Genomic DNA, 12,075 nt, shown 5'->3' on the forward strand with positions numbered 1-12,075 from the left:
TCAGCGAGCCTCGGCGACGAGGTCAGCCAACTGCTCCCGGCGCTGCTGGCGAAGCAGGAAGCGCTGCACTTTCCCGCTTGGCGTCTTGGGCAGCGCATCGATGAAATGCACGTGTCTCGGGAATGCATGCGCGGCGTAGCGGGTCTTGACCCAGTTCTGGATGTTTTTCGCCTGCTCCGGAGATGGCGCCTCGCCGCCCCGCAGGACGACGAAAGCCTCCAGGACTTCACCCCTGGTGCTGTCGGGCACCGCGACAACCGCGCATTCGCTGACGGCGGGGTTCGTCACGATGACGGATTCGATCTCGAACGGACCGATCCGATACCCCGCCATGATGATCACATCATCGTCGCGCGAGGAGAAATGGTAGTAACCGTCCTGGTCGCGACGGCCGGCGTCGCCCGTCAGATACCAGCGGCCGTCGCCTGCAAATTTTTCCGCGCTTTTCAGCGGGTCGTCGATATATCCGGAAAACCAGGCCAGCGGACTGTCCTTGACCTCGATCGCCACGCGCCCGAGCTCTCCATCCTCCGCCGGAGCGTCCTCTTGTTCCTTCAAGACGAGCGCCGACCAGCCGGGGAGCGGCTTGCCCATGGAGCCCGGCCTGAGCGGAGCCGCGAGATCCGGATGATGGTGATTGTTGAGCAACATGCCGGCTTCGGTCTGGCCGTAATGATCATGCACGAGCACGCCCAAAGCGCTGGCTGCCCACTCATTGACCTCCGGCGTGAGAGGCTCTCCGGCGCTCGACGCGCAACGCAGCTTGGTGATCTTGGGCGCGGGCCCGGCGAAGCTGCGCAGCGAGCGGTAAACCGTGGGCGCCGCCGCAAAATTCGTGACGCCGTATTGCGCCAGGATTTCGAATGTCGTCCCGGCATCGAAGCCGGCTTGCTGCAGCAGGCTCGGCACTCCGGTCGTCAAGGAGCCGAGCACGCCGAAATACAGCCCATAAGCCCAGCCGGGATCCGCCGCGCACCAGTAGAGGTCGTCGCTGCGCAGAGCGAGCCCGAACTCGGCATAGGCCTGGAAGCCGGCGAGCGCTTTGGTCGGCACCACCACGCCTTTCGGCGTTCCGGTCGTGCCTGAGGTGTAGATCTGGATGATGGGAGCATCGCCCCCGAGCGCGGCCGCAGCCATTCCGGGGGATTGCGCTTCCAGCAGCGCGGTGAACCGCAATGCGCCGGGAAGGGCCGTTCCAGCCTCCGCCGTCGTTACCACCTGCCAGGGCGGATCAGCGGGAATGTCATCCCCCGGGAGCAGCTTCTGCTGCTGGGCGGTGTCGCAGATAACGGCTTTTGCTCCGCTTCCGATGAGCCGGAAAGCGATGGCTGGAGGAGCGAAGGCCGTGAAGATCGGCACATGGACCGCGCCGAGCCGCCAGATGCCCATCAGCGCGATGAGGTAGTCCGCCCCTTTGCCCATCAAGGTGGCGACCCGGTCGCCGGGGCCGATGCCGAGATCCGCAAGGGCCGCAGTGAACCTCTCGGATTGGGCTCGCAGCGCTCCATAGCTCAGGTCCGAGGCTTCAAGATCCGCGCCGATGATCCTGTAGGCCAAGGCGTCCGGCGAGCGGCGGTCGCAAAGCAGCTCCGCAACGCTGGCATTGGGATCGCTATAGATGGCGACGAGCTCTCGAATACGGGACAGGGCGGAAGCGTGTTGTCGTGCCGGCATGCGAACTGCTCCTCGGCATGCATTGCTGCAATGATGCGGTTTGGGCCTGGCGCGGGTGCCTGGGAGGTCACGAGAGCAGGAAGAGCGTCTCGGGCGCGCCAGCTCGGCGGGAGTTAGCCGATGCCAGCTCGGAGTGGCGTGGCGGCTCGAATTTCGCTTCTTTCAGAATCACGCTTCTTCTCCCTAGATATAATTATTGGACAATTCGCGCATTGCGGCAGCATCTGTCGATTTTATTGACGTGAAAGTAGAATCATGATTCTACTTTGTCAAGCTGGAGGGCGCGGGCATGGCGCGAGTTGGCGCGTAGCATCGGGAACCCAAACCGGCGCATCCGATCGGCGACGCGCCTCGTGGCCGGGCATCCGCCTTTTGCGGTGTCGGGCGCAGGCAAGATCAGGGCGCGCGAAGGCTTGGCGCGCGGGTGAGAAGACCGATCAAACCGGACCGATAAGGCGACGCCCGATGAAGCCACCCTGGAGAGCGCCGGCTCACGGTGGAATTGAGCATGAAGATGATCGATAAGGGCGCTCCGGCCCTGCAGCCGCCTGCAGGCTCTTTCTCGGTTACGAGCCCATCTCGAACAGGATAGCGATGCCACGTCCAAGCCAATCAGGCCGCAGCCCCCGCATCCGGACGCCGGCTGTCGACAAGCGCGCCTTGATCCTGCGCGCGGCGCGTCAACTCGTGACCCGCGTCGGTTTTCGCGAGGCGCAGATGAATGCGGTCGCAGAGGAGGCCGGCGTGGCCTTGGCGACGCTGTATCGGAACTTCCCGTCCAAGGCGGCTCTCATGGTCGAGGTCGTCGCCTCGGTGTCTCAGCGTGAGGTTGATGCTGCGGCGGGATTGGCCATGGGGGGCGGTACGGCGGCCAAGCGCCTGACCGCCTCCGCCTGGCTCTTCGCCAGCCGCGCCCTGATCGGCCGCAGGCTTGCGCATGCGCTCGTGGCAGAGCCCGTCGAGCCTGAAATCGAAGCCGCACGCCTCACATATCGGCGAAAACTTGCGCGCGTCTTCGAGATGATCATCGAACAAGGCATACGCGATAGCGAGTTTCCGGCACAGGACGTCCAGGCTTCCGCGGCCTGCATCGTCGGCTCGCTCTTCGAGGGCTTGGTCGGCCCCTTGGCCTCGGACAGCCTGTCCACGGATGTGGAGCGTCAAAACCAGGCAAAAGCGATTGTCGGCTTCTGCTTGCGCGGCGTCAGCGGCAGGATTGAGAGCCTGCCATTGGACGATCTTCGCGGCCAAGGTTGAGTGGAGGTCATACTAGGTTGTGGTCCCGGAATGAGATGGCGCGGGTTGATCTTGAAGACTGACCGGTCCTTGGTCCAGGCGTCGCAGATAGCCTGGTAGGGCGTTCGCCATCGCAGGGCCTTGAGATGCTTGGCGAAGTTATAGGCGGTGAAATTCTTGTCGTGGGTGTTGACCGCCCTGAACTTGCTGCCGTCGATGGCGAGTGCCTGGCTTAACCCCGACGCGCTTCACGCGATCCTTGCTTCGCGCGCGGCGGAACTCGACCCAAACGGCGCGATTGCGGGTATCGCCTGATCAGCGCGAATTCGGGCTGGAATCTTTTGACGACCATTTCAACGCCACGAACATTCATGGTCAAAGCCGTGAACCGGCCCTTCTGTTGATACAAACCGCGTCGGGCGCGTCCCTGGCCGATTTGAGGCGTCAGCGGCTTGGCGGCGCGCTCGAGCCGCGCGCTACCAGCTCGGGCTGGGTCACGATCTGCGTGATCGCGTCTCGGGCGCCGGTGATGATGTCGAGCAATAGCTGGCCGGTGCGCTCGCCCATCTCGCGGTGGCTGATGCGGATCGTCGAGAGTGAAGGGCTCACCATGTCGACGAGGGGCATGTCGTTGTGACCGATCACCGAGACGTCGTCCGGACAGCGCCGGCCCTGTTCGCGCAGCATCTCGTAGACGCCTAGCGCCAGCAGGTCGTTGGCTGCAACGACGGCCGTCATGTCCGGGCGCCGTTTCAGGAGCTCGCGGGCGGCCGGCAGTCCGGCTTCACGGGTGAAGGCCGTCGCTTCCACGATGGCGTCGCTGCCCACCGGGAGACCGGCAGCTGCCATCGCCTCGATGAAGCCGCGGCGGCGCAGCGAGCCGGTCGAGAGCGATTGCGGGCCGGCGACATGGACGATGGCGCGATGGCCGAGCCCAACCAGATGCTCGACGGCGAGCCGCATGCCGGCGATATCGTCGGAGACCACAGAGGGGACACGCGCGGCCGCCTCGGCGCGGTTGACCAGCACCACTGGCACCTGCCAGCGCAGGCACCGCTCGACGGCATCGTCCTTGAGCGAAACATTGGCGAGGACGAGTCCGTCGACGCGGCGGGCAACCAGCATCTGCAGGATGTCGGGCTGGATGGGCCGGTCCGGCGGCTGGTCGACGACGATCAAGGCGTAGCCACGCGCGGCCAGCACCCGCTCGAGCCCGCTGATGATCGGCGAGAACACCGGATTGGCGATGTCGGGAACGATGATGCCGACGAGATGGGAGCGCCCGCTACGCAGGCTGGCCGCCGCCGTATCGGGCCGGTATCCGAGCCGTTCCGCCGCCTCGAGGACGCGCTGCACGATCGATGGGCCGAGTCGGTCGCGCTGAGACGGATCGAGCGCGCGCGAGACCGTCGAGGGGTGAACACCGACCTCGCGCGCCACGTCCTTGATTGTCGCCAACCCCGCCATGTCCCGCTTGTAGCCGCTGCGCTTGACGGCTGCAATCGCGTCGATTAAGCATGCGCAATCGATTGTGCAATCGATTGCGCATGCTTAATCGACGCCATCGGGTGGCCGGCCCCTTCACGGGAAGCCGGGGTCGGCAGTCGTTTCGGTGGAGTGGAGGCTCGATGATCATCGCGCGTCAGGAGGATGTGACCGAGGCCGTGCTCGTCGCCATGGACGGAGCCGAAGATGCGCGTCTGCGCCACGTCATGGCAGCCTTCATCCGCCATCTGCACGCCTTCGCGCGTGAGGTTTTGCTGACCGAGGCCGAGTTCGAATACGCGATCGGCACGCTCAACCGCATTGGCCAGGCGACGAACGAAAGCCACAACGAGGGCGTTCTGTTTTCGGATGCGCTCGGCCTGTCGACGCTGGTCTGCCTGCTGAACAACGGCCAGAACGGCGCGACCGAAACGGCCGCGGCCCTGCTCGGCCCGTTCTGGCGGGCGAATGCGCCGCTGACCGAGAATGGCGGCTCGATCGTTCGTTCGCCGACGCCGGGTCCACCGCTCTTCGTCGATTGCCGAATCCGCGATGCGCGTGGCCTGCCGCTTGCGGGTGTGCGCGTCGATGTCTGGCAGGCCTCGCCCGCCGGCATGTACGAAAACCAGGACGAGACCCAGGCCGATATGAACCTGCGCGGCGTCTTCGAGACCAACGCGGAGGGGCGCTTCGCCTTCCGCTCGGTCAAGCCCGCCGGCTATCCCGTGCCGACCCATGGGCCGACCGGCGAGATGCTGGCGGCACAGAAGCGCCATCCCTATCGCCCGGCGCATCTGCATGTGCTGGCCTTCAAGCCCGGCTTCAAGACGCTGATAACCCAGGTCTTCGTCGACGACGACGAGCATCTCGAAAGCGACGTCGTCTTCGGCGTGACGCAGGCGCTGATCGGCGATTTCCGCAAGGGAGAGGGGCCGGCGCCGGCTGCCGACGTCGCGGGCGAGTGGTTCAGCCTCGCCTACACCTTCGTGATGGAGCCGGGCGAAGCCGTGCTCCCGCAGCCTCCAATCAAGTGAGTCAGGGCCGATGACGCAAATTCTCTCTGGCAAGGTCGCTGTGGTCATCGGCGGATCGGGCGGCATCGGTGCCGCGGCGGCCAGGGCGCTCGCGGCCGAGGGTGCGACGCTGGTCGTGACCTGGCGCTCCGACGAGGCTGCGGCGAGGGCCGTCATCGCCGGCCTCCCGGGCTCCGGCCACATGGCGCGACACTCTGCCGTCGAGGACAGCGCGACACTGGTCGCGCTCGCGGCCGATGTCGGGGGCGCGCTCGGGCGCTGCGACATCCTCGTCAACAGCGCCGGCTACACGAAGCCGATTCCGATTGCCGATCTCGATGCGCTGACCGACGAATTCATCGACGACATGTTCAGGGTGAACTGGCGCGGCCAGTTCGCCGCGATCCGCGCCTTCGCGCCGCTGCTGAAGGCATCCGGCGACGGGCTCGTGGTCAACGTCTCCTCCATCGCGGGGCTGAATGGCGTCGGCTCCAACCTCGCCTATGCCGCGATCAAGGCCGGCATCGACACGATGACGAAGTCGCTGGCGCGGGTGCTGGCCCCTGCGATCCGGATGATGTCGGTTTCGCCGGGCGTCGTCGCGACCGATTTCGTGCCGGGCCGCGATGCGGCGGCCCTGGAGAAGGTTGCCTCGACAATACCGCTGAGGCGCGTTGCGACCGCCGAAGACGTCGCGCGCGCCATCGCAGCCTGCGCGACGCATCTGACCTATTCGACCGGATCGATCCTGATCGTCGACGGCGGCAGGGCGTTGTGAGGCGATGACGATGCGCGCCATGCTCGACAAGGTCGTCATCACCTGCGCGGTTACCGGCAACCTGACGCGTCCGGATCAGACCCCGCATCTGCCGGTCACGCCCGAGGAGATCGCCGACGCTTGCCTGGGGGCGGCGGAGGCAGGGGCGGCGATCGCCCACATCCACGTCCGCGAACCCGGCTCCGGCACGCCGTCGATGAAACTGGAGTACTATCAGGACGTCGTCGCGCGCATCCGAGCGCGCAACCGCGCGCTGATCCTGAACATCACTACCGGTCCGGGCGGGCGCTTCGTGCCCTCGCAGGACGATCCCAAGATCGCGGCCGCCGGCACCACGCTGATGAATCCGGAGCAGCGCGTCGCCCATATCGCGGCGCTGAGGCCCGACATCTGCACGCTCGACCTCAACACGATGAATTCGGGCGGGCAGGTCGTCATCAACACGCCCGGCAATGTCCGGCGCATGGCCAAGGTCATTCGCGAGGCCGGCGTGAAACCCGAGATCGAACTGTTCGACTCCGGCGACATCGCCCTGCTGCATGATCTGCTGGCCGACGGCACCCTGACGGGGCCGGCGCTCACCTCCTTCGTGATGGGCGTGAAATACGGCTTCCAGGCCTCGCCCGAGACCGTGCTCTACGCGCGCGGCCTGCTGCCGGCCGGCGCCCATTTCACCGCGATCGGGATCGGCCGCTCGACCTTTCCGATGGTCGCCCAGTCGGTGCTGGCCGGTGGTCATGCCCGTACCGGGCTCGAGGACGCCGTCTACATCGACCGCGGCACGCTCGCGCCTTCCAACGCCGCAATGGTCGAAAAGGCGCGGCTGATCATCGAACAGCTCGGTGCCCAGATCGCGACGCCGGCACAGGCGCGGGCGCTCTTCGACCTGCCATTGGCCGGGTCCGAGCCGGGACGGACGCCCGCATGACACGCAGACAAGCGAGAGATTGGGCAAGCGAGAGATTGGAAATGAACGCACCGGCAAAGATGACCTCGATCATGGCGACGACGGTCCGGCTGCTGGCCAAGGCCGACGGGATCGAGGCGGTTGCGCCTGTGATCGAGCGGCGCTCGCTGGCTCCTGCGCAGGCCGGCGACGCGATCGTCGAGATCAGGGCGGCGGCTGTGAACCCGTCCGACGCCAAGGCCGCGATCGGGATGATGCCCTACGCCATCTTCCCGCGCACACCGGGGCGTGATTTCGCGGGCATCGTCGTTGACGGGCCCGCCGCTCTGATCGGCAAGGAGGTGTTCGGTTCCTCCGGTGATCTCGGCATCCGGCGCGACGGCACCCACGCATCCCATCTCGTGGTCGAGGCGGAAGCGTTGATCGAGAAGCCGGCCGGGATCACGCTTGCCGAGGCGGCCGGCATCGGTGTTCCCTTCGTCACCGCGCAGGAGGGCTTTCGCCGTTGCGGAATGCCGAAACCCGGCGAGACGGTCCTGATTCTTGGATTGAACGGGAAGGTCGGTCAGGCGGCGGCGCAGATCGCCTCCTGGCAGGGCGCTCGCGTCATCGGCGTGGTCCGCAAGGATGAACCCTATGCCGGCCACGCCCAAGGCGCCGTCACGGTGATCGATTCAAGTCGGGAGGACGTTGCCGGCACGGTCCGCGAACTCACTGGCGGCAAGGGTGCCGACATCGTCTACAACACGGTCGGCGAGCCCTACTACGAGGCCGGCACGAAAGCGCTCGCGATCCTCGGTCGGCAGATTTTCATCGCCGCCCTGAAGCAGACGGTTCCGTTCGACATCTTCGCCTTCTATCGCGGCCGGCACATTTATGTCGGCGTCGACACCCTCTCCCTATCCTCGGTCGCAACGGCCGACATCCTGCGCGACCTTGTTCCGGGCTTCGCCACCGGCGCGCTGCGACCGTTCCCGATCCCTCCCGGCGCGACCTATCCGCTCGCGCGCGCTCGTGACGCCTATATCGCGGTACTCGGTTCCTCGCGCGACCGCCTCGTCCTCCTGCCGAACGGATGATCGCCATGCACGTCGTGCGACTGAACGATGCCCCGCGCTACGAGGCGCCTGGCCACAGCGACATGCGGATGTTCCGGCTGCAGGGCCGCGAGGCCGGGCCTGCCGACGTGATGTGGCTGGGAATGAGCCAGATCCTGCCGGGCGGTGGCATCGCCCCTTCGGCCTCTCCGGAGGAGAAATTCTACCTCGTGCTCGAGGGCGAAGTGACCTTCGAGACGCCGGACGGTGTCGTCATGCTCGGGGTCTGGGATTCCTGTCGCATCGCCCCCAACGAAACGCGCGCCTTGCGCAACGAGGCCAAACGTCCGGCCACGGTTCTGCTCGCCATGCCGCTGCCCAACACCGCCAGAGGCTGAAGGCCCGGCTTGTCCACAGGGAGGAACGTCGATGGATCGCCGTCAGTTCATCATCCGAGCCGGCCTTGCTGCCGGTACAGCGCTTGGCGCCCGCAGCGCCTTCGCTCAGAGCTATCCCCATCAACTCGTGCGGCTCGTGGTACCGTTTTCAGCGGGCAGCATGACCGACATTCTCGCGCGCGCGGTCGCCGAGAGGCTTTCGCCGAAATGGAAGCAACAGGTGATCGTCGAGAACAGGCCGGGTATCGCCGGGACCAGCAGCGTCTCGCGCGGCCCGGCCGATGGTTCGCAACTCCTGCTGACTTCGAACGGTCACAGCGTCATCGGCGTCGTCAACAAGAATGTCGGCTTCGACCCGGTCAAGGATTTCGCCGGGATCGGCCGGGTCGCGACCACGCCCTTACTCCTGATCGTGCCGCCCAATGCGCCCTTCAGGACATTGGCCGAGTTCATCGCGACCGCCAGGGCAAAGCCCGGCGATCTGAGCTACGGCTCGGCCGGCCTCGGAAGCACGACGGGAATCGCCGCCGAACTGTTCAAGCAACTGACCAACACGCAGATGGTGCTGGTGCCGCATCGCGGCCAGCCGGAGTCCCAGATCAGCGTGATGCGTGGCGATACCGCCATGGCCTTCACCTTCTTCACCGTCGGCGGCGACCTGATCCAGTCCGGCCAGCTGCGCGCGCTGGCCGTCACAGGGGGCTCGCGCCTTCCGCAGCTCCCGGATGTGCCGACCTTCGCGGAGGCGGGGCTGCCGAGCTTCGTCTACGATAGCTGGTTTGGACTGCTCGCACCCGCGGCCTTGTCGCGCCCAATCATCGGCCAGATCGGCAGGGACGTCACCGAGGTCATGGCCGATCCCGCAACCGTCGGGCGCTTCGCGGCGCTCGGCGTCGAGATCACGACCTCGACGCCCGACGCCTTCGATGCGGAACTGCGCCGCGATGCCGAGCGCTACGGCAAGCTCGTCGCGGCCGCCGGCGGCTGAGCCGAACCTTCGCGGACCTTGCGCCAGGGAGCGCCAGGCGCGGCCAAACCGAAGCGAGTATCGAGGGGAGACACGCCGTGAGCCAACCAATACCTGACCGCCGCGACCTGCTGCTGGGCGCCGCCGCCGCGCTCGCCGTGGCCGCCGCTCCGATGCCCGAGGTTTACGCACAGGCGCGCAGCGACCGGGCGCTGCTGTTTCGTAACGCCACGCTCGTCACCATGGAGGCCGAGGATGGCGGCGTCCGCGCAGGCGATCTGATGGTGCGCGAGGGACGGATAGCCGCGATCGGCGAACGGCTGGAGGCGGGCGACGCCGAGGTCGTCGAGGCGCAGGGCAACATCCTGATCCCCGGCCTGATCAACAGCCACATCCATCTCGGGCAGGCGATCATTCGTGGCCTGTCCGCGGACCATACGCTCGGCCAGTACTTCCAGGTCGTGGTCGGCCGCTACAGCCCGAAGCTGAGCGCGCAGGACCTCGCCGCCAGCGACTATGCCGGCGCGCTCGAACAGCTCGAGGCTGGCGTCACCACGATCTTCGACTGGAGCCGCGAAGTGTTGACGCCGGCCCATGCGGACGCGGCCATCGACGCCATGCGCCGCTCGGGCATCCGCGCCTTTCTGGGCTACGCGATTCCCGGCGCGGCGCAGGGCGGCGAGGCAGTAAAGGCCGACATCCGCCGCGTGCTGGCGGGTCCGCTCGCCAGCCGCGAGGGGCGCGTACGTCTGGCGCTCGGCATTCGCGGTCCCGACTCGTCTTCGCCGGAGGATACGCTCAGCGACTTCACGCTCGCCCGCGAGCTCGACCTGCTGCACCAGTTCCATATTGGCGCCTGGCTCTACGCAGCGCGCCGCCCGCGCGCGGTCGCGCAGCTCACCGCCGACAAGCTGCTTTCGGCCAAGTCGATCCTGGTCCACGCCAACGATCTCGACGAGGACGAGTACCGCATCGTGTCAGACGCCGGCGCCAAGGTCGTGGTGACGCCGGAGGTCGAGATGCTGATGGGCCATGGCCAGCCTGCGACCGGGCGCGTGCTGCGCAATGGCGGCCGGCCGGGCCTGGGCGTCGATGTCGTCACCGGTATCGGCGGCGACATGTTCACGCAGATGCGCAGCGCGCTCAGCGCGCAGCGGCTGGCAGACAATCTCGCGGCCCAGCAGAAGAAGGAGCCGCTGAAGGCGGTGACGCTGACGACGCGGCAGGTGCTGGCGGCCGCCACCATCGATGGCGCGCGCCTGCTCGGGATCGAGTCCGAGACCGGATCGCTCAGGGCCGGCAAGCGCGCCGACATCGTCATGCTGAAGGGGCGCGGCCTCGCCAACACGCCGATCCATGATCCGGTCGCGGCGGTGGTGATGCAGGGCCATGTCGGCCTCGTCGACACCGTGCTGGTCGATGGCGAACCAATCAAGCGCGATGGGCGCTTCATCGGGCGCGACATCGCCAAGGCTGCAAGCGACCTGCAACGCCAGGCCAGCGACCTGATGAAGCGCTGAACAGATCGACAACCAAAACAAGACAGGGAGAACGCAACTTGACCAAGGAATGGAGCCTCACCAAGCGCTCGGCGCTCGCAGTTTGCGCGCTGATGCTCGGTTGCGCCGGCGCGCTGGCGCAGGACGCAAGACCGATCAGGCTCGTCGCCTTCGCCGGCGCATCGAACTGGCCGATCTGGATCGGCCAGCAGAAGGGCTTCTTCGCGGCAGAGAAGCTCCAGGCGTCGCTCGAGATCACGCCGAACTCGCGCCAGATGGCGGCGGACGTCTTCAGCGGCAAGTTCGACGTCGCCCTGACAGCGATCGACAACGTCGTCGCCTATGTCGAGGGCCAGGGCGAGGCGCAGTTGCCGGGGCCCGCGGATTTCGTGGCCTTCATGGGCGTCGATGACGGCATGCTCTCGCTGATGGCGGTGCCGGGTACAAGATCCGTCAACGACCTCAAGGGCAAGGAGCTGTCGGTCGACGCGCTGACGACGGGATTCGCCTTCGTGCTGCGCGACGCCTTGATGAAATCGGGCATCGGAGCCGACGAGGTCAAGTTCGTCGCCGTCGGCGGTGGAGCCCAGCGGCTGGCGGCCCTGCGCGAACAGAAACAGACCGCTACGCTGCTCAATTCGCCGCTCGACCTGATCGCGGAGAGCGCAGGCTCGGTGCGGCTGGCCGAGATGCACGCGCTGATCGGCCCCTATCAGGGCATTTCGGGCATGGCGCGCCGCGCCTGGCTCACCGAAAACCGGGATACGGCCAAGGCGTTCGTGCGCGCCTTCCATGCCTCGGTGGCCTGGCTCGTCGATCCGGCAAGCAAGGATGAGGCGATCGCGATCCTGCGCGAGCGCGTGCAGGGCACGTCGCCGGAGCTGGCGCAGAGAATCCATGCCCGGCTCACCCATCCCGAGCGCGGCATCAAGCGCGACGCGGCGATCGACATCGAGGGTCTGCGCACGGTCCTGCGCCTGCGCTCGACCTACGCGGCCGCCGGGCGAACCCTCAGCGATCCGTCACGTTACCTCGATTCAGCCCTGCTCGGCGAAGCCCTCGCCCGACGCTAGTCTCAACT

At 66.7% G+C, this 12,075-nt stretch carries 11 protein-coding genes and 1 pseudogene; 9 read left to right on the forward strand and 3 right to left on the reverse strand.

The genetic code is table 11. The features are described 5' to 3' along the window. Nucleotides 1–1,674, reverse strand: coding sequence for an AMP-binding protein (locus tag BHK69_RS15970; protein WP_069690960.1), 1,674 nt, complete (start codon nucleotides 1,672–1,674; stop codon nucleotides 1–3). 660 nt (nucleotides 1,675–2,334) lie between these two features. Between BHK69_RS15970 and BHK69_RS15975 the strand changes: the two genes are divergently transcribed. Continuing rightward, nucleotides 2,335–2,931 (forward strand): TetR/AcrR family transcriptional regulator, encoded by a 597-nt coding sequence (locus tag BHK69_RS15975; RefSeq protein WP_244548213.1) that lies wholly within the window; start codon nucleotides 2,335–2,337, stop codon nucleotides 2,929–2,931. 20 nt (nucleotides 2,932–2,951) lie between these two features. On the opposite strand, the pseudogene BHK69_RS32095 reads toward BHK69_RS15975, so the two are convergent. Together BHK69_RS32095 and BHK69_RS15980 are read right to left on the reverse strand one after the other, a co-directional pair. After that, a pseudogene (locus BHK69_RS32095) lies at nucleotides 2,952–3,080 on the reverse strand (IS481 family transposase); the annotation flags it as partial. Between the two features lie 274 nt (nucleotides 3,081–3,354). Beyond that, on the reverse strand, nucleotides 3,355–4,377 hold the full coding sequence (locus tag BHK69_RS15980; protein ID WP_069690961.1) for a LacI family DNA-binding transcriptional regulator: 1,023 nt from the start codon (nucleotides 4,375–4,377) through the stop codon (nucleotides 3,355–3,357). 161 nt (nucleotides 4,378–4,538) lie between these two features. Between BHK69_RS15980 and BHK69_RS15985 the strand changes: the two genes are divergently transcribed. The 8 genes from BHK69_RS15985 to BHK69_RS16020 all read left to right on the forward strand — a co-directional run bounded on the left by BHK69_RS15985 (nucleotide 4,539) and on the right by BHK69_RS16020 (nucleotide 12,067). Then, the gene (locus tag BHK69_RS15985) at nucleotides 4,539–5,429 is read left to right on the forward strand and encodes a dioxygenase family protein (protein WP_069690962.1); all 891 of its coding nucleotides are present in this window, start codon (nucleotides 4,539–4,541) and stop codon (nucleotides 5,427–5,429) included. 10 nt (nucleotides 5,430–5,439) lie between these two features. After that, a complete protein-coding gene (locus BHK69_RS15990; protein ID WP_069690963.1) occupies nucleotides 5,440–6,186 on the forward strand; it encodes an SDR family NAD(P)-dependent oxidoreductase in 747 nt (248 codons plus the stop codon). A 4-nt stretch (nucleotides 6,187–6,190) separates the two neighbouring features. Then, a complete protein-coding gene (locus BHK69_RS15995; protein ID WP_425285518.1) occupies nucleotides 6,191–7,114 on the forward strand; it encodes a beta-keto acid cleavage family enzyme in 924 nt (307 codons plus the stop codon). Between the two features lie 41 nt (nucleotides 7,115–7,155). Beyond that, nucleotides 7,156–8,172: a quinone oxidoreductase family protein gene (locus BHK69_RS16000; protein ID WP_069690964.1), complete on the forward strand. Its 1,017-nt coding sequence runs from the start codon at nucleotides 7,156–7,158 to the stop codon at nucleotides 8,170–8,172. Nucleotides 8,173–8,177: 5 nt separating this feature from the next. Next, complete coding sequence (locus BHK69_RS16005) at nucleotides 8,178–8,528, forward strand: cupin domain-containing protein (RefSeq protein WP_069693706.1); 351 nt, start codon at nucleotides 8,178–8,180, stop codon at nucleotides 8,526–8,528. A gap of 31 nt (nucleotides 8,529–8,559) precedes the next feature. Then, entirely contained in the window at nucleotides 8,560–9,516 is a 957-nt protein-coding gene (locus BHK69_RS16010; protein WP_069690965.1) for a Bug family tripartite tricarboxylate transporter substrate binding protein, read from the forward strand. Between the two features lie 77 nt (nucleotides 9,517–9,593). Then, nucleotides 9,594–11,015 (forward strand): amidohydrolase family protein, encoded by a 1,422-nt coding sequence (locus BHK69_RS16015; protein ID WP_069690966.1) that lies wholly within the window; start codon nucleotides 9,594–9,596, stop codon nucleotides 11,013–11,015. Between the two features lie 38 nt (nucleotides 11,016–11,053). Then, complete coding sequence (locus tag BHK69_RS16020) at nucleotides 11,054–12,067, forward strand: ABC transporter substrate-binding protein (RefSeq protein WP_069690967.1); 1,014 nt, start codon at nucleotides 11,054–11,056, stop codon at nucleotides 12,065–12,067. The last annotated feature ends 8 nt before the right edge of the window (nucleotides 12,068–12,075 follow it).

The organism is Bosea vaviloviae (genome assembly GCF_001741865.1).
In the GTDB taxonomy this organism is placed as follows: domain Bacteria; phylum Pseudomonadota; class Alphaproteobacteria; order Rhizobiales; family Beijerinckiaceae; genus Allobosea; species Allobosea vaviloviae.

Excerpts from the sequence above, each read along its gene's own strand:
- BHK69_RS16010 (WP_069690965.1), top strand. The coding sequence starts at position 8,560 with ATGGATCGCCGTCAGTTCATCATCCGAGCCGGCCTTGCTGCCGGTACA.
- BHK69_RS15985 (WP_069690962.1), top strand. The coding sequence starts at position 4,539 with ATGATCATCGCGCGTCAGGAGGATGTGACCGAGGCCGTGCTCGTCGCC.
- BHK69_RS16000 (WP_069690964.1), top strand. The coding sequence starts at position 7,156 with ATGAACGCACCGGCAAAGATGACCTCGATCATGGCGACGACGGTCCGG.
- BHK69_RS15980 (WP_069690961.1), bottom strand. The coding sequence starts at position 4,377 with ATGGCGGGGTTGGCGACAATCAAGGACGTGGCGCGCGAGGTCGGTGTT.
- BHK69_RS15970 (WP_069690960.1), bottom strand. The coding sequence starts at position 1,674 with ATGCCGGCACGACAACACGCTTCCGCCCTGTCCCGTATTCGAGAGCTC.
- BHK69_RS15995 (WP_425285518.1), top strand. The coding sequence starts at position 6,191 with ATGACGATGCGCGCCATGCTCGACAAGGTCGTCATCACCTGCGCGGTT.
- BHK69_RS16005 (WP_069693706.1), top strand. The coding sequence starts at position 8,178 with ATGCACGTCGTGCGACTGAACGATGCCCCGCGCTACGAGGCGCCTGGC.
- BHK69_RS15990 (WP_069690963.1), top strand. The coding sequence starts at position 5,440 with ATGACGCAAATTCTCTCTGGCAAGGTCGCTGTGGTCATCGGCGGATCG.